The organism is Balneatrix alpica DSM 16621 (assembly GCF_000619885.1).
Lineage (GTDB): Bacteria > Pseudomonadota > Gammaproteobacteria > Pseudomonadales > Balneatricaceae > Balneatrix > Balneatrix alpica.
In genome coordinates this window covers 197988-224075 of record NZ_KK211040.1, presented here as the reverse complement: position 1 = coordinate 224075, position 26088 = coordinate 197988, and the positions used below count along the sequence as shown (strand labels likewise).

Genomic DNA, 26088 nt, shown 5'->3' with positions numbered 1-26088 from the left:
CGGATCAGTAAAAAACTGGCAGGAGAGAACAGCCTGAATGCTTGAGCAACACCAAAAAGACGCCATCCAGCAGGCTTATCGGACTTACCTGCAAGCGAAGCAGTTAAAGCCCCGCCATGGTCAGCGCCATATGATAGCGGCGATCGCGCGAATGCTGGGGCAAATTGAGCAGAATGATCAGCAGGAGCGCCTGGCAGGTAACCATCTCTGTGTGGTGGAGGCGGGCACCGGTACCGGCAAAACCGTTGCTTACTTATTGGCGACACTGCCCTTACTGCGGGAGTGGAAAAAAACCTTGGTGGTGTCCACCGCGACGGTGGCATTGCAGGAGCAAATTGTCTTTAAGGATTTGCCGGAGCTGCGTCAGCATGCCGGGTTAGATTTTCGCTTTGCTTTGGCGAAAGGGCGAGGGCGTTATCTCTGTCCGCTCAAACTGGAACGTTTGCAGCAGGGGGCGGGAGATCCCACCCTGGCGTTGTTTGAACAGGAGCAAATTCAAGAAGATGACGCCAAGCAGTTATGGCACCAGCTCGGGCAGGCTTGGCAAGGGCAGCACTGGGATGGAGATCGTGATGCCTGGCCAGAGGTCATTGCTGATAATCGTTGGAGTCAGCTGACTACGGATCATCAGCAGTGTTTACGCAGCCGTTGCAGTTTTTTTAATCAGTGTCCTTTTTATAAAGCGCGCGAAGCCCTGGAGCAGGCAGATTGTGTGGTCGCTAACCATGATCTGGTGCTGGCGGATTTGTCTTTGGGAGGGGGGGTGATTCTGCCTGAGCCCGGTAAGACACTTTATGTTTTTGATGAAGCGCACCATTTGCCGGATAAGGCACTTTCCCACTTTACTTACTCCATGCCAGTGCGGGCGACCGATCGTTGGTTAAAGCAGTTAGTTAAAAACACCAATGCAATGGCCGGACAGCTACGTTTGACCGGGGATATGTCCCGTGCGGTGGAGGAAATTCCCAGCGAAGTGGGGGCATTAGAAAAGTCCTTACTCTATCTTGGGGAGTTATTGCGCCCGTTATGGCAAAACCTGGAGCGGGATACGGAGGTGGAGATTCACCGCTTTAGTGAAGGAAGGGTGGGAGTAGACTTACAAGATCTACACGGCCAACTAAGCCAGGGCTGGGAGCGCTTGGCGAAGCTGCTGGATCGGCTGCAACGAGGATTGCAGCAAGTGGTGAAAGGTGAGGTGGCCGATATTCCGGTTAAGGATGCAGAAGCCTGTTTGCCAATGATTGGCCAGTTCTTGGGGCGGGTGGAAGAGGCTCGGGCGTTATGCCGCAGCTATGCAGAGCCTGATCCTGAGGGCAGCATTCCTTTGGCGCGCTGGCTACAGCGGAGTCAGCAGGGCGAGTGGCTGGATACGGAGATTTGCTCCAGTCCTATTTTAGCGGCGGATAAGCTGCGCCAAGCGCTCTGGAATCGTTGCTTTGCCGCAGTGCTCTGCTCCGCCACCCTGACAGCCTTAAATCGCTTTGATCGCATTATGATGCGGGCTGGCTTGCCTAAGGATGCGATCTATGAGCAGGTACAGAGTCCGTTTAATCATGCTGAGGTGGCCAGTTTGCATGTGCCCAGGCTGGCTGCGGATCCTAGCCAGGCACAGGCGCATACTCAGGCCGTAACGGATTGGTTACGGCAACATCTGAATCCTGAAGAAGGGAGTTTAGTGTTGTTCAGCTCCAGACGGCAGATGGAAGAGGTGCAGCAGGGACTGGGTGATGCCTGGCAGGAGTTGATTCTGGCTCAGGGGAGTCGCAGTAAACAGGAAATTCTCAATCAACACCGTCAGCGTCTAGATGAAGGGCAGGGCAGTGTGCTTTTTGGCTTGGCTTCTTTTGCTGAAGGGATAGATTTACCAGGAAATTACTTAACCCATGTTATTATTGCCAAAATACCCTTTGCGGTACCGGATAATCCGGTGGACGCGGGACTGGCGGAATGGATTGAAAAGCGCGGCGGTAATCCTTTTATGGAAATCTCCATGCCCGATGCCAGTATTCGCCTAGTGCAGGCGGCTGGCCGTTTATTAAGAACCGAACAGGATCGCGGGCGCATTACCCTGTTGGACTCACGGGTACTGACTAAGCGCTATGGCAAGTTGCTACTTGATGCCTTGCCCCCTTTTCGTCGTCACCTCGACTAACCTCGACTTACTTTTGAGAGGGATGAATGCTGAAAAAATTTCTGCAGCCTAAAGAAGCAGACCGGAGCGCAGAGCCGGCTACCCAGGATCGCAGTCAGGATGATAACCGCCGTAGTCGCGCGGCAGATGCTGGCGATGGTCGCCAGGATGGGCGTCGGAAAAGACGTAAGCGTAAACCGGCGAGTGGCGGACGGGCTAAGCAGAATAGACCAGAACAGGTAGTCAAGGCAGCCACGGAGTCTGATTGGGTTCCTGCGCAGTTTGAAGTTTACCCCGAGCCGGGTAAGACCCGTTTCCATGATCTCAACCTGCCAGATGTGGTTATGCATGCTATCGCTGATCTGGGCTTCCAATATTGCAGCCCGATCCAGGCGCAGACCTTACCCCATAGCTTGCAAGGTGCTGACATCACCGGCAAAGCGCAAACCGGTACTGGTAAAACAGCAGCCTTCTTGGTGAGCATCATTACCGATCTGGTGGATTATCCGTTAGAAGGTGGGCAAGCCAAAGGAACTCCACGGGCTTTAATCTTGGCCCCGACCCGTGAGTTGGTATTGCAGATCGCCAAGGATGCGCACTCCCTGTCGACTTATACGGGGTTGAATATTCTCACCGTGGTGGGGGGGATGGACTTTGAGCGACAGAAAGAGCAACTGCTGAATGAGAAAATCGATATTTTGGTGGCAACTCCGGGCCGACTGATCGACTTTATCGGTCGCGGCATGGTCAATTTGCGTGAGGTGGAAGTGCTAGTGTTGGATGAAGCTGATCGCATGCTGAGCATGGGCTTCATTCCTGATGTGCGTCGTATTATTCGCCAGACGCCGCGTAAAGGTGAGCGTCAGACGCTGCTGTTCTCTGCGACCTTTTCGCAGGATATTCTGGCCCTGGCGGCGCAGTGGACCGAAAATCCGGTGTATATCGAGATCGAGTCAGAGCGGGTGACTACCGACTCAGTCGACCAGCAAGCCTACTTGGTTGGTGAGCGTGATAAATACAAGGTAGTGCGCAACTTAATTCAGCAACGCCAACTCAGTCGGGTAATGGTATTTGCCAATCGTCGGGATCAGACCCGTCGTTTATTTGAGCGTCTGCAAAAAGATGGTCTCAAGGTGGCGATGCTATCAGGAGAAGTGGTACAGAAAAAACGAATCGCCACACTGGAAGCATTCCGCTCAGGGCAAATTGAGGTATTGGTTGCTACGGATGTGGCGGGGCGAGGTATTCACGTTGAAGATGTGAGTCACGTTATCAACTATAACCTGCCAGAGGATCTGGAAGATTACGTACACCGCATTGGTCGTACTGGACGTGCAGGTAAAACCGGTACTTCAATTAGTTTGATCGGTGAAGATGATGCGTTTTTGTTGCCTGAGCTTGAGGCCATGATTGGTCAGAAGCTGAGTTGCGAGCATCCATCTGAAGAGTTGCTAAACGGATGAAGAGTTGGCAGCAGCTGAGCTTTGTTAACCGCTTTGCCAAGCTGCCAGAGCGCTTTTATCACCGCCAGGGGGTGATTCCTCTGGCAGATATGCAAGTCAGTGCTTGGAGCCCTCAGGCGGCGCAACTGCTGCAACTGCCAGCGGCAGCTCCTGCCGATACGCTCTCTTTATTATTGGGAGAGACTCCTTGGGAGGGGCCTGAACCTTTAGCGATGGTATATGCCGGCCACCAGTTTGGTGGTTATACCCCCAGACTGGGTGATGGGCGTGGACTGTTGCTGGGGGAGGTGCAAAATGACCAGGGGCAGGTGTGGGACTTGCATTTGAAAGGCGCCGGACCTACTCCCTTTTCTCGTCAGGGGGATGGTAGGGCAGTGTTGCGCTCCTGTATTCGCGAGTATTTGGCTAGCGAATACATGGCTAGTTTAGCGATTCCCACAACCCGAGCGCTCTGTGTTTTAAGCTCACAGCAGCGGGTTTACCGTGAACGCCCTGAGCCGGGAGCAATGTTATTACGCCTGGCAAAGACCCACATCCGTTTCGGCCACTTTGAGTATTTCTATTACAGCAAGGAACATGATGCTTTGGCGCAATTGGCAAATTTTGTGTTAGAGCAGCTGTATCCCGAGTGTTTGCAGCAACCTGATCCTTTACAGGCAGTTTTCTCGACAGTGGTTGAGCGTACAGCAGTCATGGTTGCAGGCTGGCAGGCTTATGGTTTTTGCCATGGTGTGATGAATACGGACAATTTCTCTATGGCAGGGGAGACCTTTGACTACGGTCCCTATGCTTTTATGGATGACTTTGTTCCCGACTATGTCTGTAATCATTCAGATACTTCAGGGCGTTACGCTTTTCATCGCCAACCAGGGGTGGCGTTATGGAACCTGCACGCCTTGGCTGAATCCTGGCGGCCACTGTTACCCTTAGAAGGGCTTCGGGCTGCCTTAGCGGAGTTTGAACCGAAACTGGTGGCGGCCTATGCTGATCGCATGCGTCAGCGTTTGGGCTTGCAGCTGGATATTGAAGAGGATGTGGAGTTGGTGCAGGACTGGTTGCAGTTATTGGCAGCCAATGGCACGGATTTTACTCTGGCGTTTCGTCATTTAGCGCTTATGGAGGGAGCTGCTCCGCCTGCGGCACTGCGTGATCTCTTTGTCGATCAGCAAGCGTTATCTCGTTGGTGTAGTCGTTATTGGCAGCGCATCCAGCTAGAAAAAGCGGCTGACAACTTGCGTCAACAGCAGATGTTGGCGGTAAATCCGCTCTTTCAATTGCGTAACTATATGGCGCAGCAAGCAATAGAGGCGGCTGAGCAAGGTGATATGAGTGTGCTAACCAAGTTACAGCAGCAACTTTGCCATCCTTTTATGGCGCTAGAGGGCGCGGATCAACAGACCATTTCTTGGGCAAAAGCCTCGCCAGACTGGGGTAAAGGGATCGCCTTAAGCTGTTCGTCTTAATTAGCTTATTAGGGGAAGCTTTGTAGTGATTGCTTGGTATGGTAGCAATGTTTACTGAGTTTTGCAGGTTTGGCTGTATAGCTCTTTGTAGTAAGGCGGGAGGTATAAGCCTCCCGCTTTAGCTATCAACGATCAGGTAGGGTGATGTTGAGTTCCAGTACCGAACAGTTATCGGTATTTTCGATTTGAATACTGACATCGTCCTGAGCAACCTGCACATACTTCTTGATAACTTCAAGCAATTCGCGTTGAAGATCTGGCAGGTAGTCGGGTTGATGCCGCTTGGATCGCTCATGAGCAACGATAATTTGCAGCCGCTCTTTCGCTACCGCTGCGGAGCTGTTTTTGCGGCTTCGGAAGTAGTCAAAGAAGCTTGCCACCCTTAACCTCCAAACATTCTCTTAAAGAAGCCCTTTTTCGGGGGCTCAAGGAAGCGCATGGGACGGTCTTCGCCAAGTAGACGGGCAACCGCATCCTCATAGGCCTGACCAGCATCACTTTGCTGATCCAAAATGACCGGAATACCCTGGTTGGAGCATTTGAGTACGGTTTCGGACTCAGGAATGACACCAATTAAGGGGATGGCCAGGATTTCTTCTACGTCTTTTACGCTCAGCATTTCGCCATCGATTACGCGTTCTGGATCGTAGCGGGTCAGCAGTAGGTTTTCTTTAATAGGCTCTTCGCCACGTTCGGCACGACGGGATTTGCTATGCAGAATGCCGATAATGCGGTCTGAGTCACGAACTGAAGACACTTCTGGGTTGGTCACTACTACTGCTTCATCAGCAAAGTAGAGTGCCATCAGGGCGCCTTTTTCAATGCCGGCAGGAGAGTCGCAGACAATGTAATCGAAGCTTTCGGAGAGTTCTTCGAGTACTTTCTCTACCCCTTCCAGCGTTAGGGCATCTTTGTCACGGGTCTGAGAGGCAGGCAGGATATAGAGTGTTTCAACCCGCTTATCTCTGATCAGGGTCTGCTTGAGTGAGGCTTCGCCATTGATCACGTTGACAAAGTCATAAACAACACGGCGTTCGCAATTCATGATCAGGTCAAGGTTGCGCAAGCCGACATCGAAGTCGATGACTACCGTCTTGTGGCCCCGCAGAGCCAAGCCAGTCCCGATGGCTGCGCTGGTAGTGGTTTTGCCCACCCCGCCTTTACCGGAGGTTACGACAATAATCTTAGCCACAGTGGTGTATTCCTATTAATTCTTAAACTGTTTGGTATAAGGGTTAGCCGAGCGGGTTTAATTGCAGGCGTTTTTCATCCTCCAGTATAGCCTGCACACTCTGCTTCCATAGGGCGGAGTGCTGTAAATCTTCACTGAGTTTATAATGCCCGGCGATAGATAACAGCTCTGCTTCCATGTTTTGGCAATAAATACGTGCCTGGGTATTGCCGTTTATACCTGCAAGGGCGCGTCCACGCAAAGGGGCGTACACATGAATATCACCATCCGCCAGAATTTCGGCGCCTGCGCTCACTGGGGCTAGTACCACTAGGTGAGCGTCACGAGCGTATATTTGCTGGCCGGAGCGAATCGGGCGGTCAATCACTTTGGTGGTTAAATTGGCTGCGGCAGGTTCTGGGGTATCGGTCTTGCTATTACTTTGGTTGCTACGACTGCTGACATTACCCAAAGAAGGCAGCCCTGCTTCCAATGCAGCTTGTTGTTGAGCCTCACTGCCACCGCGAATTCCCACGGGGTTTAATTGAGCGTTTTGGCACAGTTGTTTGATTTTGGCAAAGTTGAGGTCAGCGTCTGCACTGATCGAATCGAGACCAATCACGATTGGCATGTGCTGAAAAAAACGGGGGGCTTGATTAACCGTTTGTTGCAGTTGGGTTTGAAAAGCCTCAGCCTCAAAGTGGCTGAGTTCTATTACCGATAAAGTGAACATACTGCCTTTAAGGCGAAAACAATCGGGCGTACTTTGAGATTCGGGCGCGGACATAGGTCAGTTGCCTGTGATTTAGCGATTACCTAAATTTAGTCGTCATCATAGCACGTCTTTTTTCTTTCGGTGTGACGAAGACGGCGGAATAATAAGGTGTTTTCCATTTTACCAAGTTGAGTTGGTAGGGCGGGAATAAAGATTTAAAAGCGAGGACACCCTATGCAAGGTCAAACTACTGTCGCTGTGTTAGGTGGGGGCAGTTTTGGAACGGTGTTGGCCAATATTGCCGCACAAAATGGACATTCAGTCAGACTTTGGCTGCGGGATGAAGCACTGATTGAGGCGATTAATCGCGATCATGAAAATGCACGTTATATGCCTGGTTATCCGTTGTCACCCCAGATCCTGGCCGTCAGTGATTTAGCGCAGGCTGTATCGGGGGCTGAAATATTGGTGATGGCAGTGCCAAGTAAGGCATATCGAGAGGTGGCGCGCCAATGTCGGGCGTTACTGACGCCTACAACTGTAGTGCTAAGTACGGCGAAAGGGATTGAGGCAGGTAGCTTTGCTTTAATGAGTCAAATTCTGGCGGAAGAGTTGCCGCAGCAACCTTTGGCTGTTTTAAGTGGACCTAATCTGGCAAAAGAAATTGCCCAGCAACAGCTGACTGCAACCGTAGTGGCTTCAGCTGATGCAGAGGTGCGTAATCGTATTCAGCAGACTTTTAAGTCACCGTTTTTTCGCCTTTATGCTAACAACGATATGTATGGCGTGGAGTTGGGAGGAGCGCTCAAAAATATCTATGCCATCGCCACTGGGATGGGGGCCGCATTAGGTATGGGGGAAAACACTCGTAGCATGCTGATTACCCGTAGTTTGGCGGAAATGAGTCGCTTTGCTGTACGTTTAGGGGCTAACCCTTTGACGTTTTTGGGTATGGCGGGTGTGGGCGACTTAATTGTGACCTGCATGTCTCCTTTGAGTCGCAACTATCGGGTGGGATATGCACTCGGTCAAGGGCGTAGCCTAGAAGATGCGGTGGCAGAGCTGGGCGAGGTGGCCGAAGGGGTAGGAACTTTACAAACCATCAAGGCTTGGGCGGATGAATTAGAGGTGTATATGCCGCTGGTTCAGGGCTTGTATCAAGTGGTGTTTAATGGGCAAGGAGTGGATCAGGTTGTGAAGATGCTCATGACGGGTGAGCAGAGTTCGGACGTAGAGTTTGTATTGCCTAGGGGGAACTGATGTCTGTAAAGGTGAGTTTTGTGCAACGCTTATTTTCTGAATACACCCTGTTAAGGGTGCTATATATGCTGTTATTTATTTTGCTGACCGAGGTTTGTTTAGTGTTTTTGGCTATTTTGGTTCCTCTGCAGTTACTGATCTGGTTGGTGATCGGTGAGCGTAGCCAGGGGCTGAGTGACTGGGCATCGTCAGCGCTTCGTTATTTGCAGCAATGCTTGGCGTATTTGCTGTTGTTAACGGAAAAGAAGCCGTTTCCGTTCAGTGACTGGCCGGCACAGATGGATGAGCATTAATGGCTCGTTTGATTTTGATGCGTCACGGTGAGGCGCAGTGGCGTGCACCAACGGATGCGGAGCGGCCACTGACTGATCACGGTGTGCGGGATAATTTGCGGGTGTTGGGACAAATATTGGGCAGCTATCAACCCCAGGGATTGGTAAGTAGCCCTTATATACGCGCCCGGCAGACGTTACAGCCGTTTTGTGAGCGCTTGCAGTTAACGGCCCAGCACACTTCAGCACTGGTGCCGGAGGCAAGTGTTGCCGTAGCCAGTGTTTGGCTACAGCAGCAGTTAGAGGCGCAGGATTGTGTGCTGGTGGTCAGTCATATGCCGTTACTAGGCTCCTTGGTCACACATTGGGTAGAGGCAGATAATGTCGCTACCTTTCCTTTTGCCACCAGTATGGCGGTGGTACTAGAGGCCGAGTGGTGGGAGCCTGGATGCGTGCAGTTATGCCGTATTATCCAGCCATAACTGCTTGAGTCTCCTGTCGTATTTGGAGGCTAGATGTCTCAGACAACGCTTTTTTTTGCTCATGCAAATGGCTTCCCAATGGGGAGTTACCGCAAGTTACTTGAGCAACTGACACCCTACTATACCGTTCAGGGGATTGACCGCATTGGTCATGATCCTCGTTTCCCTGTCACTAATAATTGGTTGAAGCTCAAGGACGAGCTGCTGTGGCACCTGCGTCAGCAGACTACGCCTGTGATTGGGGTTGGGCATTCTCTAGGGGGAATGCTCACCTATATGGCGGCGTTAGAGCAGCCGGAATTATTTCAGCGTATTGTGTTACTGGATGTGCCCTTGCTGACTCGCTGGGAAGAGTGGTTTTTACGCTTAGCCAAACGCAGTGGTTGGATTGATCGCCTGACTCCCGCGGGACGTACTGTTGCCCGCCGTCGTCATTGGTCTTCTGCAGAGGAAGCTTTTAAATGGTTTAGGCAGAAGCCTACGTTTGCAGCTTTCGATGAGGAGTGTCTACGTGATTATATTGCGGCGGGTACGGTGAATTCTGCATCGGGAATAGAGCTTTCCTTTGATCCGGCCATTGAGCTGGCGGTATATCGCACCTTGCCTCATCACCTTTCCCGCTATTGCCGCCAGCTCAAGGTGCCTGTCACGGTAATATGCGGCTTGCAAAGCGATACGGTGCGTCCTTATCAGCGTCGAGCGATGGCAAAGCGGTCAGGGGTAAAAGTGGAGGTGGTTGACGGAGGACATCTATTTCCGTTGGAACAGCCGGTTTTGACTGCTGAGTATATTTTGCAGGCGGTTAGACAAGGAGAGCAGGGTGTTGCTGCCTGAACATATTGGCGTGATGCAATGGGGACGGCCGGGGGATACGCCAGTATTGGCGTTGCACGGTTGGCTTGACAATGCAGCGAGCTTTGCGCCTTTGGCAGAGTATTTGTGTCAACATTACCCGATCCATTTTGTGGCTATGGATTTAGCCGGGCATGGGTGTTCGGCGTGGCGACAGCATGGTCATTACTATGTTTGGGGCTATTGCCAAGAGGTGCGCGAATTAGTGGAGGCGTTGGCTTGGCGACGCTTTCATTTGTTGGGGCATTCATTGGGGGCTGGGGTAGCAACCCTGTTTGCTGCGGCTTATCCGCAAACGCTGGCATCTTTATTGTTAATAGAAGGGTTGGGACCGGTGAGTGCTGCAGTGCCTAATTTTGTTCATCATTTGCCCAAAGTTAAAAAGGTTGCATCCTCAGCCCCTTCGTCGCGTGAATTTGACAGTATTGAGCAGGCGATAGCCGTGCGTATGCGTGGCATGTGGCCGCTTTCAGCTAATGCAGCCAAGCCGCTAGTGGAGCGGGCGCTGAAGAAGGTAGCGCACGGTCGTTGGCAATGGCGAACGGATCCACGCTTGAAGGCACCATCACCATTACGTTTGACTGAGCCCCAGGTGCGCCATTATCTAGCTCAACTACCGATGCCGATACGCTTATTGTGGGGGGAGGAGGGCATATTGCCTAAGTGGCCGCAGTTGGATGAGCGTAAGTTGTTGCTAGCGCAAATGGAAGAGACCACCTTGCCAGGTGGTCATCATCTGCATTTGGATGAACAGGTTGTCGCCAGCGCACAATGGCTGGCGGCACAGTTGGGTGTTAGCGCTTATGCACCAGCACGCGTTCAGCAAGTACATCCGGCTGGAATTTAGCTAGGAAGTCATCTGCTCCTACTTTTTCAACCATACTCTGGTTGAATACGCCGCTAAGTGAGGTATGGAGCATCACATAGAGGTCTTTTAGATCGGGATGTGAGCGGATTTTCGCCGTTAGGGTGTAACCATCCATTTCTGGCATCTCAACGTCAGAGATTAGAACATAGTAATGCTCGGCGACATTGATCCCTTGGCTGGCTAAATCCAGTAGGTGGTTATAGGCGGCCGCGCCATCATTAACCAGCGTGGTCTCCGCTCCGAGCGCCTCTACGGCGCGTTTAATCTGTTTACGTGCGACCGAGGAGTCGTCCGCAATCATCACGCGGAAGGTGGCAGGACGTTGGTCGGCTGCTTTGGTAACTGCTTCCTCGCTCACTTCATCATGTCGTGGTGCCACTTCGGAAAGAATCTTTTCGACATCAAGGATTTCAATCAAACGATTCTCAAAGCGGGTAATGGAGGTGAGATAGTGACGGTTACCCAGACCGCTGGGGGGGGGCAGAATGTCTTCCCAGTTCATGTTGATAATGCGTTCAACTGCACGTACCAAAAAACCTTGAACTGAAATGTTGTATTCCGTGATAACAGTGAAGCTGCCTTCAATATCGGTTGGCTTTGACCCGCCCATGGCCAGGGCCAAGTCAATCACCGGAATCGTGCGTCCGCGAATATAGGCGGTACCGCGAATCACCGGATGGCTCTCGGGGATTTCAGTCAGCTTCGGCGTTTGGAGAATCTCTCTCACCTTAAAAACGTTGATGCCGTAAATTTGCGGCCCGTTGAGCCGGAATGTCAGCAGCTCAAGACGGTTTTTTCCAACTAGCTGTGTGCGCTGGTTAACAGAGTCAAGTACGCCTGCCATAGAAAATCCTGCCTGTCTGACCCCTCATGGGGTATTGTATGCGTAAGTGTCAGGCTCTATATCGTGCTTATGCCTAATACAATGATGTCGCCTAAAACTTGGAGTATCAATAGTCTAGTATGAGCTTTAACACTCTGATAGCCGGATTCTCACTGATGAGACGTAATATTTTCTCCCTATGGCGCCTAAGCGCGGTTTTGAGTTGGCTGTTGTTGGTGCTGGCCGCCCCAGCAACTGCTAATACTGATCAACGTGGTAGTCAGGATCACCCTCTATTTGAACGTTATCCACTGTCCTGGATTGTTGATTATCGTCGGGAGATAAAGCCCGAATACATGTTGGCTACGGGGCCTATGTTAAAAGTGAATGGGCGAGTCCAGGTAGAAAGTGAAGAGCGTCTACGTGGTCAGTTATGGCAGATTACCTATCAGCTGCCAGCGGAGCATCATCCCCGTGAGGCTTTTACTTTTATGCGTGAGCAACTAGCGGGTTATGAGGCGGAGGTGTTGTTTCAGTGTCGTGCCCGGGCCTGTGGTGACAGCGCCTATTGGGCCAATCAGGTTTTTCGTAAGGCAAACCTATACGGTTTAGATCGTGAGCAGGATTATCTTGCTGCTCGCTTTAGTCAGAATGGTAATGATATCTATGTGGCGCTGTATTCAGTATTAAGAGGCAACAAACGCGCTTTTCTTCATCTTGAGGTGATGCATGCAGGACGTACAGGGGTGAGTGAGGGGCCTTTGCGTCGTCAGGTGCCGGTGGCGTTTAGTAGCGATGACCAGTTAGTCACGCCAGCTTTGCCGCAGGAGTGGTTGGCGCCTTTGCGTAATGGTCAGTGGCGTCAACTGTGGATACTCAGTCATTTAGGTGGGGCAGAGGAGCCTGCGGTGCTCTTGGAGCGCGGTCGTAACCGGGCGGAGCAGTTCAAGCGTTTATTGCGTGATCAAGGTATTGTTGATATTCCCATCGAGGTTTGGCCTCTGGGTAATTTTGCCGGTGCGAAGGCTGCTGAAGCCTATCTCGAGCTTTGGGCGTATCCGCAAGAATAATAAGAGTATCAGGAAGCAAAAAGGGGCGCTGGCGGCCCCTTTTTGTTGTTCGTGCATAACCAGAGCTGGCTTTAACGCACGAGGGAGAGGAACTCGTTGCGGGTGCGCTCATCATCACGGAAGCAGCCGAGCATCATGGAAGTTGTCATGCTGGCATTTTGCTTTTCAACACCGCGCATCATCATGCACATATGCTGTGCTTCAATGACGACTCCTACACCAGCCGCTCCTGTGACTTCAGAAATGGCTTCGGCGATCTGCTTTGTCATGTTTTCCTGGATTTGCAGGCGGCGAGCAAACATATCGACAATGCGAGCAACTTTGGACAGGCCTAGTACTTGTCCCTGGGGAATATAGGCGACATGCGCTTTCCCAATAAAGGGCAGCAAATGGTGTTCGCAGAGCGAGTAAAGCTCAATGTTGCGCACGATGACCATTTCGCTGTTGTCAGAGGGGAAGAGGGCGCCATTGACAACCTCTTCAAGCGACTGATGATAACCCCGGGTGAGGTACTGCATCGCCTTGGCGGCGCGCTTGGGCGTATCCTTCAGCCCTTCGCGATTCAGGTCTTCACCGAGGCTGGTGATGATTTTAGAGAATGCCTGTTCCATAAGGTTTCCTTAACTGCCAGCGGAAAAAGCTGGCTACAGTAAGTCAATCTGAGAGTGGGGTAAAGTCTAGCCGTCGCGCTTTAAAAGCACATAGAGGGCACCCGTTCCCCCATCTTTGGGGAGTGCGCTGCAAAATGCCAATACAGCAGGGATTTGTTGCAGCCACTCATTGACGTGGGATTTGAGTATAGGATGTTTGCCAGCATCGCTTATGGCTTTGCCATGCACCACCAACACTATTCGTTGGTTATAGCGACGAGCATCCCGAATAAAGTTGTGTAATTCTTCCCGAGCATGATCAATTGGGTAGCCATGTAAGTCCAGGCCGCTTTCCCAGGCCAGGCGTCCTTGGCGCAAACGTTTGAACTCTTTCATGCTTAGGCCTGGGACGGCAAACAGCAACGGAGTTTCTGAACCGACCAGTTCGACTTGCGCATCGCTTAAGTCAGATTGTCGGGTGACGACATCTTCACTGGCCGCCTGGCGTCGATATAACAACGCCTCTTTGGTTGGACGGGCAGGGGGAGGAGCGACACGTTGTTTAGTGGAAAGCGGACGGACACCACGCATTTGCGTGTGAAAATCGTCCAAATCGTCATCTTGCATGCCTTGGAATAGCCTTAACCAGCTTGATTCATTATTATCTCAGACTTTTACCAGACTCTGAACCGGGGAGTGTAGGCTTCTGCGGTTATGTTAGTGGGACAGGGCATGCAACTGAATACTGAACAAGCGGTGGAAGAGCTCCGCACGGTACGGGATATGATTCGCTGGGCGGTCAGTCGTTTTAGTGAGGCCAAGCTATTTTTTGGCCATGGCACTGATAATGCCTGGGATGAAGCGGTCAATTTAGTGCTGAATGCATTGCACCTGTCTTGGGATGTGGATAAAGAAGTGCTGGATGCACGCTTAACTCGCCAGGAACGAGAGAAAGTGGTGGAGTGGGTGACACGTCGTGTGCGTGAGCGTATCCCTGCAGCCTACCTAATCGGTGAGGCGTGGTTTGCTGGGCTGAAGTTTTATGTGGACCAACGTGTTCTGGTGCCACGCTCGCCCTTGGCGGAGATCATTGAGCAAGGCTTTGAACCATGGCTGCAATATAAGCCAGTTCAGAGCATATTGGATCTATGTACGGGATCAGGTTGTATTGGTATCGCGTGCGCCAATGTTTTTCAGGATGCTCAAGTTGATTTAGTGGACATCTCCAGCGATGCCATCGCCGTTGCCAAGATGAATATTAAGCGTCATCGCATGGAGGATCGAGTACGGGTGCTGCGCTCTGATGTCTTTAATGCTGTTCCTCCCCACCAGTACGATTTGATTGTGAGTAATCCGCCTTATGTGGATGCTCAGGATATTGCTTCCATGCCAGATGAGTATCGTCATGAGCCTGCGTTAGGACTGGCCTCGGGTGATGATGGCCTGGAGGTGACTCGACGTATTCTGCGTGAAGCAGCGGATTATCTGACCGATGATGGTTTGTTGGTGGTGGAAGTCGGTAACTCTGAAGTACACCTGCAGGAGCAGTATCCACAAGTACCTTTCTTGTGGCTGGATTTTGAGCGTGGTGGTCATGGGGTCTTTATGTTGACGGCCAGCCAGTTGAAGCAGTACGCACATTTGTTTTAAGTCGTGCCTAACGGCATTGCTTCCATTTTTTAACAAAGGGTAGGGAGATGGCTGGAAACAGTATCGGCCAAGTATTTAAAGTCACCACCTTCGGTGAGAGTCATGGCTTGGCACTGGGCTGTATCGTCGATGGTTGCCCGCCTGGGTTGGCAATCAGCGAAGCAGATCTGCAACATGATCTGGATCGGCGTAAGCCGGGGCAGTCCCGACACACTACTCAGCGCCGTGAGCCTGACGAAGTTAAGATTCTCTCGGGGGTATTTGAAGGGGTGACCACAGGTACTTCAATCGGTTTGTTGATTGAGAACCAGGATCAGCGTTCAAAAGACTACTCCAATATTAAGGATGTCTTTCGTCCTGCTCATGCTGACTACACCTACACCCATAAATATGGGGTGCGTGATTACCGTGGTGGTGGTCGTTCCTCGGCCCGTGAAACCGCCATGCGGGTGGCGGCAGGCGCCATTGCCAAGAAGTTTCTGCGCGAGCGTCTTGGCATTGAAGTGCGTGGCTATTTGAGCCAGTTGGGGCCGATTAAAATCGATCCGGCGCGTTTTAGCTGGGATGAAATTGAGCGCAATGCTTTTTTCTGTCCCGATGCTCAGGCCGCGGCTGAGATGGAAGTCTATATGGATGCCCTGCGCAAAGAGGGAAACTCCATCGGGGCGAAAATCAGCGTGATAGCGACAGGTGTGCCTCCTGGTTTGGGCGAGCCGGTATTCGATCGCTTGGATGCAGACCTTGCTCATGCGCTGATGAGTATTAATGCCGTGAAAGGGGTGGAAATAGGGGCAGGTTTTGCCGCGATTGAGCAAAAAGGGACTGAGCATCGGGATGAGATGACCCCGGCAGGATTCTTATCGAATCAGGCTGGCGGTATTTTGGGGGGCATCTCTTCTGGTCAGGATATTTTGGCTCATATTGCTTTGAAGCCGACATCCAGCCTGCGCCTTCCCGGCCAGAGTATCGATAGCCAGGGTAACCCGGTCGAGGTGGTAACCCATGGACGTCACGACCCCTGTGTCGGGATTCGGGCGACGCCAATTGCCGAAGCAATGATGGCAATCGTGCTGTTGGATCATTACCTGCGTCACCGTGGGCAAAACGCAGATGTGCAGGTAGCAACCCCGGTGATACCGGCCCAGGCGGGTTAATATGGACAGCCGGCAAGGATTGCCATATTGGCGTTTGTCCGCCTTCTATGCCGCCTACTTTGCGTTGTTAGGCGGCTTCGCCCCGTTCTGGGGACTCTATCTTAAAGATATAGGCTTTAGCGGCAGTGAAATTGGCCAACTAATGGCCATTTTTATGGCAACCCGTTTGGTTGCTCCCAATTTGTGGGGGTGGTTGGCGGATAAGCGTAAGCGTCGCCTTGGCATTATCCGCTTAGGTGCGTTGCTCTCTTGCCTGACGCTGGTGCTACTGTGGTGGGCGCGTGACTTCTGGCAGATGGCGTTAGCGATGATGGTATTTACCTTCTTCCTGAACGCTGTGTTGCCGCAATTTGAAGTGGTCACGCTGCAATATCTGGGACTCAAACGAGCACGCTATAGCCAAATTCGGCTGTGGGGATCGCTTGGCTTCGTCGCCATCGTGGTGTTGGTTGGTTGGGCGCTTAAGTTATGGTCAATTCAAGGCCTGCCGTTGCTATTAGTTGGCTTGGGCGTACTGATGGTGTGCTCGACCTGGCTAGTACAGGAGCCGCGTGCTGAGCTGGAGAGTGCCCAGGCAGGTGCTTCTTTCTGGGCCCGTTTGGCGGTGCCTCAGGTATGGTTGTTTTACTTCATCTTTATGCTGGCGCAAATCTCCCACGGGCCTTTTAACACCTTTTATTCCATTTTTATGGAAGAGCAGGGCTTTGATAGCTTGCAGATAGGGGGGTTGTGGGCGGTGGGGGTCGTTGCAGAGATACTGGTGTTTATCGGTATGCATCGACTCATGCGTTGGGGGGTAGCCAGACTGATGCTGTGGGCATTGGCGATTACCGTGCTGCGTTGGCTGCTGGTAGCGGCCTATCCTGGTTGGTTGCCCTTGGTTCTCTTCACCCAGCTGATGCATGCCGCGACCTTTGGCATCATGCATGCCTGTGGCGTGCACCTGGTGCAGCAGTTTTTCAGTGGTGGGAATGAGGGGCAAGGGCAGGCGCTTTTTTCCAGCTTCAGCTATGGTGTGGGTGGAGCCTTAGGGGCTTTGTTAAGTGGTTATGTATGGCAGCACTGGGGCCATGGTGAGAGCTTCGCAGTGGCAGCCGTTGTTGCGCTGTTAGCTTGGTTACTGGCTTGGCGTGGTCTGCGAAACCTTAGCAGTGATAGCGAATAGGAGAAAACCATGAAGTTTAATATTCAAGTGGATATCAGTCCTGAAGAGCTGCGTAAGGTACTTGGTTGGCCAGACTTGGAGCCCTTACATCAAGAAATGCTGCAGCGATTTCGTGAACAATTGGATGCAGGCAGTGAAGGCTATGACCCTGCCAATTGGTTGAAGCCCTATATGCCAGGGGCGATTGGTACCATGGATGCCTGGCAGAAAATGTTACTAGGGATGATGAGCCAAGGCATGGGGCGCTCTGAGCAGGATAAAGAGAGCTGAGTTGCCTCGTTAGATGAACATTGGCATGAGTAAGGGCGGCATTAGCCGCCCTGCTTTTGACTGTCCTGCAGCAAGAAATGGCAGGTCTAACTGGCAGGAAGTAGCTGATCTAGGTGAGTAAGCTAGACAGGTTAGCCAGGCGGGCGGTTTAGCGCGTTGTAGGCCGGTGAGCTACCGATTAGGGGGCTGGAGCTCCCCAGGGTTGGATTGGGACGGTGCTGAGCGAGTTTTTTGGTGAGCCCTCCACTAGCTTGTCGGAGTAGGTCAGGTAAACCAAGGTATTCCGCTTGGCATCGTAGAAACGCACTACCCGTAGTTTTTTGAACAGGAGCGAAGTGCTCTTGCGAAACACCTCTTCACCATTCTCTTTGCCCGAACGAATACGATCGCTCAGCGTAATCGGGCCGATTTGCCTACAGCTGATCGAGGCATCGGAGGTGTCCTCTGCCAAGCCCAGTGCTCCTTTAACTCCACCGGTTTTGGCGCGGCTCAGCCAGCAGGCCACATTGCTGACGTCAGGATCATCGAAAGCTTCAATGACAATTTTGTGGTCAGGCCCTAACCATTGAAAAGCGGTATCCACACTGCCAAGGGTTTCGGCTTGTAGCGGGCCACAGACGAGTCCAGCGGCGAGCAGCATCTGGCTTATCGGTCTCATTAGTTTTTCCTCCTGATCAGGGGCTGGAGCCCAGGCCGGGGTCTCCCTACAATGTGCCTAAACTATATGAGGTGATTATGAACTGGCAACTGATCCTTTTTATCCTGGCGGGAAGTTTGAGCATGTCAGCGGCATTGTCTGCCGGTAGCTTCATGAAGCAGGCTCAGCGTGAGGGTAACGTCGCAAACCTGCCCAAAGCGGTATTGCTCTGGGGCAATCTGGGGGCACTGCTACTGATTCTGACCTTGGTGATGGGGGCGTTAGAATTTGCCTGGTGGATTAACTTGAGCGCCCTTTTTATCAGCTTTCCGGCGCTCCATTTCATTGTGCTGCAACGAGTTTTGACTGGTGAGCGGGCGCCCATGTTGGCAACAGTGACCGCGGCAGCATGTTTGTTGCTGTGGGGGAGTACGTTGTTATGAGTCTAAGTATCTGGTTGACCTTTTTAGTCGCCACCCTGGTGTTGAGTATTTCTCCTGGTGCAGGGGCGGTGAATACCATGAGCAATGCCCTGCGTTTTGGGGTGGTCGGCAGCTTGCCGAGTATTCTCGGTTTGCAGGTGGGGCTGGCTGTGCTGGTGGTGGTTGTGGGGGCCGGTTTAGGGGCAATAGTGGCAACCTCTGCCATGGCGTTTACTCTGATCAAGTGGGCTGGAGTGGCCTATTTGATCTACCTGGGTGTGCAGAAGTGGCGTGAGGTAGGGGAGCTTGATTGGCAGAGTGCCAGTGTGAGCCGGCAGGCAGGTAAACAGTTTTATCAGGCTTGTTTGGTTAACATCACTAACCCGAAGTCTATCGTGTTCCTGGTGGCGTTATTCCCTCAGTTTATTGAATTGCAGGCGCCGCAGCTGCCTCAGTATGCCATTCTGGGGAGTACGATGGTGGTGGTCGATACGGTGGTCATGCTGGGTTTTGCCAGCTTGGCTGCGCGTTTGCGCGTGTTCTTCCAGCAACCTGAGCGTTTACGTTGGCAGAATCGCATCTTTGGTGGTTTTTTTGTTGGAGCTGGCGGACTGCTGGCAACCGCCAGACTGTGATGCTGTAGTTAAATGAGATAAGGGGGCTTAGGCCCCCTCTTGTTTACGGCGTGAGTAAGAGTTAGCTCAGTGCCTCAGCAGGGCTGATACTAGGTAGATTAAAGGCTTCCCCTACTCCGGCATGGCAGAGTTTGCCAGCATGGATGTTCAGGCCCGCAGCAAAGCCCTTATCTTCCTGCAGGGCGGCGAGTCCCTTGTTGGCCAGTTGCAAGGCGTAAGGCAGGGTGGCATTGGTTAGGGCCAGGGTGGAGGTGCGGGCGACCGCTCCCGGCATGTTGGCAACGCAGTAGTGAACGATGCCATCGACCACGTAGGTGGGATTGGCATGGGTAGTGGCATGACTGGTTTCAAAGCATCCACCCTGGTCAATTGCTACATCCACCAGAACTGCGCCGCGTTGCATACTGGCTAGGTGCTCACGCCGTACTAACTTAGGTGCCGCTGCGCCAGGGACTAGCACCGCCCCTACAACCATGTCGGCATCACGCAATTGTTCTTCGATATTGTGTGAGGTGGCATAGAGTGTCTTCAGATTTGGGCCATAAAGTTCATCTAGCTGGCGCAGGCGTGGAATCGATTTATCCAAAATGGTGACATTGGCGCCCATGCCTAGTGCCATCCGTGCCGCATTGGTACCGACCACTCCCCCGCCGAGAATCATCACATTGGCAGGAGCTACTCCGGGTACGCCAGCGAGTAAGACGCCACGGCCTTGTTGTGCCTTTTCCAGACAGTGAGCACCGGCCTGGATGGCCATTCGTCCTGCTACTTCACTCATGGGAGCTAAGAGTGGCAGGCGACCTTGAGCATCTTCGACCGTTTCATAGGCCACGGCAGTACAACCGCTGGCGAGCAGTAGGTCGGTTTGCTGACGATCGGCTGCCAGGTGGAGATAGGTAAATAGGAGGTGTTTGCTATTGAGTAGGCGGCACTCTTGAGGTTGGGGCTCTTTGACCTTGATGATTATCTCTGCCTGTTCGAATACTTCCTCCGCGGTGGCAACCAGGGTGGCGCCGGCTTTTCGGTAGTCATCATCACTAAAGCCGATGCTCTCGCCGGCGTGTTGTTGAACCCACACACTGTGGCCTTGGCTGGTAAACTCCTGCACGCCTGCGGGGGTCAGACCGACTCGGTATTCGTGGTTTTTAATTTCCTTGGGTACACCGATACGCATTTAGCTTCTCCTAGGTAGGGCAAAAAAGAGGGGAGCTCCCCTCACTAGGACGCTTGGCCTGATTCAGTCATCACTGTCGGTGGACAGTGGCTGGGCGGACGTCTGCTAATAGATTTGTCTTTTATCTAGAACGCGTGGCCAATTTTTTCAAGCATTGGCCGGAATTACCTTGCGCTATCGCAATTGTTTCACTGCATTTAATCGGTGTCTGGGCTTGGTGTTCTCTAGGCCTTGTGATAAAACCTTGATCCAATCCGTGAAACTTTACTTGTTTAAAAAAATTGACAATAACTATTATTCAACGGGTTGTTGCGCTGATAAAAACTAAGCAAGGGCGTTGTGATGAGCATTGACGTGGGAACACGCTTGAAAGAAGTGCGTAAGCAGCATGGGTTATCCCAGCGAGAGCTAGCGAAACGTGCAGGCGTTACAAACAGTACTATTTCTTTGATTGAGCAGAATCGGGTGAGTCCATCTGTCAGTTCGCTAAAGAAAGTGTTGGATGGTATTCCCATGTCCTTGCAGCAGTTTTTTACCCTGGACGTGCCAGAGAAAAAACAGGTGTTTTATCAATCTGCTGAATTGCCGAATCTTGGTCACGGCAATATCGCCCTGCGTTTGGTGGGCTATAACCATCCCAATCGAACCCTGTCAGTGTTGCATGAGACGTATCCTCCTGGTTCAGATACCGGCGAAGATATGTTGGTGCATGAAGGACAGGAAGGGGGGGTAGTGATCCAGGGGATACTGGAATTAACAGTGGGTGATGAAAGCCGCGTATTGCACCCTGGCGATGGTTATTTCTTTGATAGTCAAATTCCACACCGTTTCCGCAATCCCGGTGAGGTAGACTGTGTGATTGTCAGTGCAAATAATCCGCCTTCGCTCTAAGAGGGTCGGTTAGGTTTCATAACAAGACCCCATTAAAAAAGCGCCTCAGGCGCTTTTTTTGGATTTAGTGCTTGTGTCGGAGAACGCGATTACGTCCTTCCTCTTTGGCAGCATAGAGCACTTTATCTGCCGCCCGCACTAGCATGTCAGCATCAACGAATGGATGGAGTTCGCTGTGGCAGGCAACGCCAATGGAGGTGGTAACGCTAACCGTGTCGCCACGCTCTGATGTGACCTCAATACTATGAATGCCCTGGCGTAAACGGTCAGCCAATTGATAACCATCTTCTTCATTAGTGCCCGGTAGCAGTACCACAAACTCTTCACCACCATAGCGGGTAATAATGTCGGAGCGACGTAGTTCCCGTTGCAGATAGCGGGCAATGGCTTTCAATAGTTCGTCGCCGGTACGATGGCCGTGGGCATCGTTGACCTGTTTGAAGTGGTCGAGGTCGATAAAAAAGAGGGTGAGGGGCCAGTTATTTTGATTCGCCTCTTCAAACTCCATTGGCAGAATACGATCCAGATAGTGGCGGTTATAAAGACCGGTCAGGCTGTCGCGCTTGATTTGTTCTTCCAGTGATCGATTCTTTTCTTGCAGCAACTCTGCCCGTTGTCGTTCTTGGCGTATCTCACGCACTAAGGTGATATTGCGAATGGCTAGCACCTCAGCGGCACTTGCTTGAATCTGGGCGGCATATTGGCTGCTGATCAGCTCGACTTCAAATAGTTGACTGTAATCATCCATTTGCCGGGAGACTTCATCCAGCAAGAACTGGAAGTCGGCATCGGTGAGCTGCATCAGTTTTTGATTGGCGATCATCGCGGCAAAGGCCGCTTGACGGGTATTGCCCAGTAGCCAGATATCAGCAATTCGCCCAGAAATCGCCACGATGGAAAGAAACTGTGCTGTCTCCTCATTCGCTTCCAGAATCGCTAAGTCATCTGAGCTCTGCACGGCTCGGCAGAGTAGCTCTGGAAAGCGCCAATGATGTAATAACCAGTGCCCAACCTCAGTATGGTCAGTGTGAAAGGACTGTCGCTCTACTCGGAGAATATCCTGGTGAGTTTTCACTTCCTGTAATAGCTGGGCGTAGTCTTGTTCACAGACTGAATATAGGGCTAATACGCCGATATCCTGTAATAGCGCGGCTAAAAACAGCTCTTCAGTGTTGTTGAGCTGGCGGAGTCTGCCCAGGGTACGGGCGGCAATGGAAGCAATAAAGGCGCGGCGCCAGAGGCGATTGCTATCCAGTCCTGGCGTAGCACGTTGGCGAAGGTGCATGGACAGGCTAAAGGTCAGGGCTAAAGAAAAAACGGCATTAATACCGAGCTTAATCACAGCCTGTTGAATAGAGTGGGTTTTCTGCCGTTGGCCAAACAAAGGAGAGTTGGCAACACGGATCACCTTGGCGGCTAAGGCCGGATCTTTGGAAATAATGTCGGTGATCTGTTCGGGTTCCAGATCGTCGCTGCCCGCGACCTCAATTAGCTGCATCACCACCGTCGGAAGCGAGGGAAGCTGGGTGCAATGTTGTAAGCGCTGCTCAAACTGCTGATCCATGAAGATATACAACTCTGAATGGGCTTAAAGACCCTGTAACTATCTTGGCGCGGTGCATTTCATTAAGCTAAGGCGCTGATATAATTGCGCGATTGTGTTCGCCAAGCACAAAGGATCACCATTTTCCCTGAAAAAGGGGTGTTTTGAAACTTAGACTTTTATTGGGGTGGAGGCAATAGGAAAACGATGGCCACAGCAGCTGAACAACCGCCGGGGGGAGTAGGCTTCAGTACAGGAAGCGAACCCAAGGCGCTGCTGCAGATTGAGAAGGTAACCAAGCAATTTGGCGAAACCTTAGCGGTCTGTGAGGTGAGTCTGGATATCCGCGAAGGAGAGATATTTGCACTCTTGGGCGGCTCGGGTTGTGGCAAGACCACCCTGTTGCGCATGTTAGCTGGTTTTGAAACGCCGACCAGTGGCCGCATTTTGCTGGATGGGCAGGATGTGAGTAAGTTGCCGCCCTATCAGCGTCCTATCAATATGATGTTTCAATCCTATGCCCTGTTCCCGCATATGTCGGTCGAGCAGAATATTGCCTTTGGTTTGAAGCAGGACAAATTAGCTAAGGCGGAAATCCAGGATCGTGTGGCAGAAATGCTACGCCTGGTGCACATGGAAAAGTTTGCCAAGCGTAAGCCTCATCAGTTGTCGGGTGGCCAGCGCCAGCGTGTGGCCCTTGCCCGTAGTCTGGCAAAACATCCCAAATTGCTGTTGCTGGATGAGCCCATGGGGGCGTTGGATAAAAAGTTGCGTACTCGTATGCAGCTGGAAGTCGTGGATATCATCGAAAAAGTGGGAGTGACCTGTGTCATGGTGACCCATGACCAAGAGGAGGCGATGACCATGGCCGGGCGCATTGGCATCATGGATGCTGGTGAAATTCGCCAAGTGGGTACCCCCACCGATATTTACGAGTACCCCAACTGCCGCATGACGGCCGAGTTTATCGGCTCGGTTAATCTCTTTGATGGCGTGGTGAGCGCTGATGCCGATGGCAGCATGCTGATTAGCAGTGCTGAACTCGGTCAACCTCTGCAAGTTGAGCATAATGCCTCTATCAGCCTTGGGATGGCGGTGAGTGTGGCGGTGCGTCCGGAGAAAGTGCAGTTAACCAGCGAACAGCCTGCACAAGCCTATAACTGGGTGCAGGGGCAGGTAAAAGATATTGCTTACCTGGGTGGGCATTCGATTTATCACGTGCTCTTGCCTGGTGGGAAACAGGTGTTGTGCACCGTGGCTAATATGGAACGTCGCAGTCAGCGTCGCCCTACCTGGGGTGATCAGGTATTTTTGAGCTGGGATGAAGCCAGCGGCGTGGTGCTGACATCATGATGGCGGCCCTGATGCGTGCTTTGCAGCGCGGCCGAACCTGGGTGATAGCGGTACCCTATTTGTGGATGCTGCTGTTCTTCTTTATTCCCTTTGCCATTGTGCTGAAGATCAGTTTGGCGGATTCGGCTATCGCCATTCCGCCTTATACCGATCTGCTTAACTACGAAGAGGGTGTGCTCAATATTCAGTTGAATTTGGGCAATTACCTCTTTCTATTGGAAGACGATCTCTATTTTTTAGCCTATCTCAGCTCGGTCAAAATGGCCTTTGTCTCGACGCTTTTGTGTCTGCTGATTGGCTATCCCATGGCTTATTTCATTGCCCGTAGTACCCCTTCGGTACGCAACGTGCTGTTGATGTTGGTCATTTTGCCGTCCTGGACGTCTTTCCTGATTCGGGTATATGCCTGGATGGGGATTTTAAAGAGTGATGGCCTGGTCAATAGCACCCTGATCAGCCTGGGGGTGATAGATTTGCCGTTGACCATTTTGCATACCGATGTGGCGGTTTATATCGGGATTGTCTATGCCTATTTGCCCTTTATGATCCTGCCGCTGTACGCCAACCTGATCAAAATGGATTTAAGCCTGTTGGAAGCCGCGGCAGACCTGGGGGCGCGTCCCTGGAAAACCTTTATCACCGTGACGTTGCCCCTCTCCAAACGCGGCATTATTGCCGGCTCTATGCTGGTGTTTATTCCGGCGGTAGGGGAGTTTGTGATTCCGGCATTGCTGGGTGGTGCGGATACTCTGATGATCGGTAAGGTGCTGTGGCAGGAGTTTTTTAATAACCGGGCTTGGCCAATCGCCTCAGCGGTAGCGGTGATTATGCTGCTGTTGCTGGTGGTGCCGATTGCACTCTTTAACCGTTATCAGGCCGAGGAGAATCAGCGTGAAGAATAAACTTTCTCTGACGGTATTAACGCTGGGCTTTACTTTTCTCTATCTGCCCATTGCCTTGTTGATAGGTTATTCCTTTAACGAGTCGCGCTTGGTCACGGTATGGTCTGGCTTCTCTACTAAGTGGTATGGAGAGTTATTCGCCGATCGGCAGATGATGGATGCGGTCTGGATGAGTCTGAAGATTGCCATGTCAGCGGCTACCGCGGCTGTGGTATTAGGAACACTGGCGGCATTCACCCTGATTCGCTTTGGTCGTTTTCGTGGTCATACCCTGTTTGGTGGGATGATTAATGCCCCCCTGGTGATGCCTGATGTCATCACCGGCTTGGCATTACTGCTGACCTTTGTGGCGATGGGGCAGGTACTGGGGTGGCCGCAGGATCGTGGCGCCCTGACCATCTGGATGGCTCACGTGACCTTCTGTACTGCTTATGTGGCGATTGTGGTGAGTGCGCGCTTAAAAGAAATGGATGCTTCCTTGGAGGAGGCCGCCTTAGATCTAGGTGCGCCCCCCTTTAAAGTCTTTTGGCTGGTGACGTTGCCTATTATTGCCCCCTCGTTGGCGGCGGGTTGGCTGTTGGCCTTTACCCTGTCGATGGATGATTTGGTGATTGCCAGCTTTGTTTCTGGGCCGGGCTCAACAACCTTGCCGATGGTGGTGTTTTCCAGTGTGCGCTTAGGGGTGAGCCCTAAGATCAATGCACTGGCTACTCTCATTGTGGCGGTCGTGGCGATTGCCGTGTTGGTTGCTTGGTGGTTTGCTCGCAAGGCAGAAAAGGAGCAGGCGCGCGCCTGACCAGCCTTGATCAAAAAAGCCGGATCTTGAGTCCGGCTTTTTTATGGGCAGCGAAAAGATAGGGGGTTAGCCTGGCTGCTTGAGTTGCTGCCATAGTTGGTTAATCAGCGTTTTGTCATCTTCGCTTAGGTGATCAACGGCAAAACCTTCGGCCAGGGCTTGTTCCATTAGCTGATTGTATTGGGCGACGGTCTCAAGCTCTTGGCAGGTAATGAGTCCGAGGTGGCCCATTAGATAGGCGTAGGCAAAGAGTTGATCATCGGCGGCCTGCTCTTCGAGGATGCGTAACTTGGCATCAAGATCATCGCCATAGGTGACAAAAGCAGAGGTCATAAG

The 26088-nt window shown here is 52.0% G+C and carries 29 protein-coding genes; 19 read left to right on the top strand and 10 right to left on the bottom strand.

The genetic code is table 11. From position 1 onward, the window contains the following. The first annotated feature begins 37 nt into the window (after positions 1-37). From dinG to Q334_RS0113860, 3 genes are read left to right on the top strand one after another with little or no spacing between them, the layout of a single operon-like run. The gene (dinG, locus tag Q334_RS0113870; RefSeq protein WP_027313738.1) at positions 38-2152 is read left to right on the top strand and encodes an ATP-dependent DNA helicase DinG; all 2115 of its coding nucleotides are present in this window, start codon (positions 38-40) and stop codon (positions 2150-2152) included. 26 nt (positions 2153-2178) lie between these two features. After that, a complete protein-coding gene (gene rhlB, locus Q334_RS0113865) occupies positions 2179-3594 on the top strand; it encodes an ATP-dependent RNA helicase RhlB (protein ID WP_027313737.1) in 1416 nt (471 codons plus the stop codon). Beyond that, positions 3591-5057 carry a protein adenylyltransferase SelO gene (locus Q334_RS0113860; protein WP_027313736.1) on the top strand — a complete coding sequence of 489 codons (1467 nt, stop codon included), beginning with the start codon at positions 3591-3593 and terminating at the stop codon, positions 5055-5057. Before rhlB ends, Q334_RS0113860 begins: the two co-directional genes overlap by 4 nt. Before the next feature lie 125 nt (positions 5058-5182). Here Q334_RS0113860 and minE read toward each other — a convergent pair whose 3' ends face one another. The 3 genes from minE to minC are packed head-to-tail and all read right to left on the bottom strand — an operon-like array spanning position 5183 to position 7015. After that, the gene (gene minE / locus Q334_RS0113855; RefSeq protein ID WP_027313735.1) at positions 5183-5437 is read right to left on the bottom strand and encodes a cell division topological specificity factor MinE; all 255 of its coding nucleotides are present in this window, start codon (positions 5435-5437) and stop codon (positions 5183-5185) included. A gap of 2 nt (positions 5438-5439) precedes the next feature. Next, complete coding sequence (gene minD, locus Q334_RS0113850) at positions 5440-6249, bottom strand: septum site-determining protein MinD (protein WP_027313734.1); 810 nt, start codon at positions 6247-6249, stop codon at positions 5440-5442. Between the two features lie 43 nt (positions 6250-6292). After that, the gene (gene minC, locus Q334_RS0113845; RefSeq protein ID WP_027313733.1) at positions 6293-7015 is read right to left on the bottom strand and encodes a septum site-determining protein MinC; all 723 of its coding nucleotides are present in this window, start codon (positions 7013-7015) and stop codon (positions 6293-6295) included. A gap of 162 nt (positions 7016-7177) precedes the next feature. Here minC and Q334_RS0113840 point away from each other — a divergent pair, with 162 nt between their 5' ends. From Q334_RS0113840 to Q334_RS19200, 5 genes are read left to right on the top strand one after another with little or no spacing between them, the layout of a single operon-like run. Further along, positions 7178-8203, top strand: coding sequence for an NAD(P)H-dependent glycerol-3-phosphate dehydrogenase (locus Q334_RS0113840; RefSeq protein ID WP_027313732.1), 1026 nt, complete (start codon positions 7178-7180; stop codon positions 8201-8203). After that, positions 8203-8496 carry a DUF4389 domain-containing protein gene (locus Q334_RS19210; RefSeq protein WP_051527810.1) on the top strand — a complete coding sequence of 98 codons (294 nt, stop codon included), beginning with the start codon at positions 8203-8205 and terminating at the stop codon, positions 8494-8496. Before Q334_RS0113840 ends, Q334_RS19210 begins: the two co-directional genes overlap by 1 nt. After that, complete coding sequence (locus tag Q334_RS19205; RefSeq protein WP_051527809.1) at positions 8496-8957, top strand: SixA phosphatase family protein; 462 nt, start codon at positions 8496-8498, stop codon at positions 8955-8957. Before Q334_RS19210 ends, Q334_RS19205 begins: the two co-directional genes overlap by 1 nt. 33 nt (positions 8958-8990) lie before the next feature. Next, positions 8991-9791 carry an alpha/beta fold hydrolase gene (locus tag Q334_RS0113825; RefSeq protein WP_027313731.1) on the top strand — a complete coding sequence of 267 codons (801 nt, stop codon included), beginning with the start codon at positions 8991-8993 and terminating at the stop codon, positions 9789-9791. Further along, complete coding sequence (locus tag Q334_RS19200) at positions 9778-10656, top strand: alpha/beta fold hydrolase (RefSeq protein WP_051527807.1); 879 nt, start codon at positions 9778-9780, stop codon at positions 10654-10656. Before Q334_RS0113825 ends, Q334_RS19200 begins: the two co-directional genes overlap by 14 nt. Here the strand turns inward: Q334_RS19200 and Q334_RS0113815 are convergent. Beyond that, positions 10604-11521 carry a chemotaxis protein CheV gene (locus Q334_RS0113815; protein WP_027313730.1) on the bottom strand — a complete coding sequence of 306 codons (918 nt, stop codon included), beginning with the start codon at positions 11519-11521 and terminating at the stop codon, positions 10604-10606. The genes Q334_RS19200 and Q334_RS0113815 overlap by 53 nt on opposite strands. 155 nt (positions 11522-11676) lie before the next feature. On the opposite strand from Q334_RS0113815, the gene Q334_RS20115 reads away from it, so the two are divergent. Further along, entirely contained in the window at positions 11677-12570 is an 894-nt protein-coding gene (locus Q334_RS20115) for a DUF4892 domain-containing protein (RefSeq protein ID WP_162157436.1), read from the top strand. Positions 12571-12641: 71 nt separating this feature from the next. Here the strand turns inward: Q334_RS20115 and folE are convergent, their stop codons facing one another. Continuing rightward, positions 12642-13181, bottom strand: coding sequence for a GTP cyclohydrolase I FolE (gene folE / locus Q334_RS0113805; RefSeq protein ID WP_027313729.1), 540 nt, complete (start codon positions 13179-13181; stop codon positions 12642-12644). A 66-nt stretch (positions 13182-13247) separates the two neighbouring features. Next, positions 13248-13787: a Smr/MutS family protein gene (locus tag Q334_RS0113800; RefSeq protein ID WP_027313728.1), complete on the bottom strand. Its 540-nt coding sequence runs from the start codon at positions 13785-13787 to the stop codon at positions 13248-13250. Between the two features lie 105 nt (positions 13788-13892). On the opposite strand from Q334_RS0113800, the gene prmB reads away from it, so the two are divergent. The 4 genes from prmB to Q334_RS0113780 are packed head-to-tail and all read left to right on the top strand — an operon-like array spanning position 13893 to position 17399. Beyond that, positions 13893-14810, top strand: a complete 918-nt coding sequence (gene prmB / locus Q334_RS0113795; RefSeq protein ID WP_027313727.1) for a 50S ribosomal protein L3 N(5)-glutamine methyltransferase — start codon at positions 13893-13895, stop codon at positions 14808-14810. Positions 14811-14857: 47 nt separating this feature from the next. After that, positions 14858-15964 (top strand): chorismate synthase, encoded by a 1107-nt coding sequence (aroC, locus tag Q334_RS0113790; RefSeq protein WP_027313726.1) that lies wholly within the window; start codon positions 14858-14860, stop codon positions 15962-15964. 1 nt (position 15965) lies between these two features. After that, positions 15966-17129 carry an MFS transporter gene (locus Q334_RS0113785; RefSeq protein ID WP_051527805.1) on the top strand — a complete coding sequence of 388 codons (1164 nt, stop codon included), beginning with the start codon at positions 15966-15968 and terminating at the stop codon, positions 17127-17129. 9 nt (positions 17130-17138) lie between these two features. Beyond that, positions 17139-17399: a DUF6489 family protein gene (locus Q334_RS0113780; RefSeq protein WP_027313724.1), complete on the top strand. Its 261-nt coding sequence runs from the start codon at positions 17139-17141 to the stop codon at positions 17397-17399. A 178-nt stretch (positions 17400-17577) separates the two neighbouring features. Here the strand turns inward: Q334_RS0113780 and creA are convergent, their stop codons facing one another. Beyond that, positions 17578-18057, bottom strand: a complete 480-nt coding sequence (gene creA / locus Q334_RS0113775; RefSeq protein WP_027313723.1) for a protein CreA — start codon at positions 18055-18057, stop codon at positions 17578-17580. 77 nt (positions 18058-18134) lie between these two features. Between creA and Q334_RS19190 the strand changes: the two genes are divergently transcribed. Both Q334_RS19190 and rhtB read left to right on the top strand, forming a co-directional pair. Continuing rightward, the gene (locus tag Q334_RS19190; protein WP_051527804.1) at positions 18135-18479 is read left to right on the top strand and encodes a hypothetical protein; all 345 of its coding nucleotides are present in this window, start codon (positions 18135-18137) and stop codon (positions 18477-18479) included. Beyond that, positions 18476-19093: a homoserine/homoserine lactone efflux protein gene (rhtB, locus tag Q334_RS0113765; protein ID WP_027313722.1), complete on the top strand. Its 618-nt coding sequence runs from the start codon at positions 18476-18478 to the stop codon at positions 19091-19093. The genes Q334_RS19190 and rhtB overlap by 4 nt, the downstream gene beginning before the upstream one ends. A 61-nt stretch (positions 19094-19154) precedes the next feature. Here the strand turns inward: rhtB and ald are convergent, their stop codons facing one another. Continuing rightward, positions 19155-20267, bottom strand: a complete 1113-nt coding sequence (gene ald, locus Q334_RS0113760; protein ID WP_027313721.1) for an alanine dehydrogenase — start codon at positions 20265-20267, stop codon at positions 19155-19157. Between the two features lie 342 nt (positions 20268-20609). Between ald and Q334_RS0113755 the strand changes: the two genes are divergently transcribed. Further along, positions 20610-21158, top strand: a complete 549-nt coding sequence (locus Q334_RS0113755) for a cupin domain-containing protein (protein WP_035461636.1) — start codon at positions 20610-20612, stop codon at positions 21156-21158. A 64-nt stretch (positions 21159-21222) separates the two neighbouring features. On the opposite strand, the gene Q334_RS0113750 is transcribed toward Q334_RS0113755, so the two are convergent. Continuing rightward, positions 21223-22722 (bottom strand): sensor domain-containing diguanylate cyclase, encoded by a 1500-nt coding sequence (locus Q334_RS0113750; RefSeq protein ID WP_027313719.1) that lies wholly within the window; start codon positions 22720-22722, stop codon positions 21223-21225. A 186-nt stretch (positions 22723-22908) separates the two neighbouring features. On the opposite strand from Q334_RS0113750, the gene potA reads away from it, so the two are divergent. Genes potA through Q334_RS0113735 form a run of 3 tightly spaced genes read left to right on the top strand, consistent with a single transcriptional unit; the run spans position 22909 to position 25752 of the window. Then, a complete protein-coding gene (gene potA / locus Q334_RS0113745) occupies positions 22909-24054 on the top strand; it encodes a polyamine ABC transporter ATP-binding protein (RefSeq protein ID WP_027313718.1) in 1146 nt (381 codons plus the stop codon). Next, positions 24051-24956, top strand: coding sequence for an ABC transporter permease subunit (locus Q334_RS0113740; RefSeq protein ID WP_155889003.1), 906 nt, complete (start codon positions 24051-24053; stop codon positions 24954-24956). Before potA ends, Q334_RS0113740 begins: the two co-directional genes overlap by 4 nt. Then, on the top strand, positions 24946-25752 hold the full coding sequence (locus Q334_RS0113735) for an ABC transporter permease subunit (protein ID WP_211249548.1): 807 nt from the start codon (positions 24946-24948) through the stop codon (positions 25750-25752). The genes Q334_RS0113740 and Q334_RS0113735 overlap by 11 nt, the downstream gene beginning before the upstream one ends. A gap of 66 nt (positions 25753-25818) precedes the next feature. Here Q334_RS0113735 and Q334_RS19185 read toward each other — a convergent pair whose 3' ends face one another. Next, positions 25819-26085 (bottom strand): YfcL family protein, encoded by a 267-nt coding sequence (locus tag Q334_RS19185; RefSeq protein WP_035461634.1) that lies wholly within the window; start codon positions 26083-26085, stop codon positions 25819-25821. Positions 26086-26088: the final 3 nt, after the last annotated feature.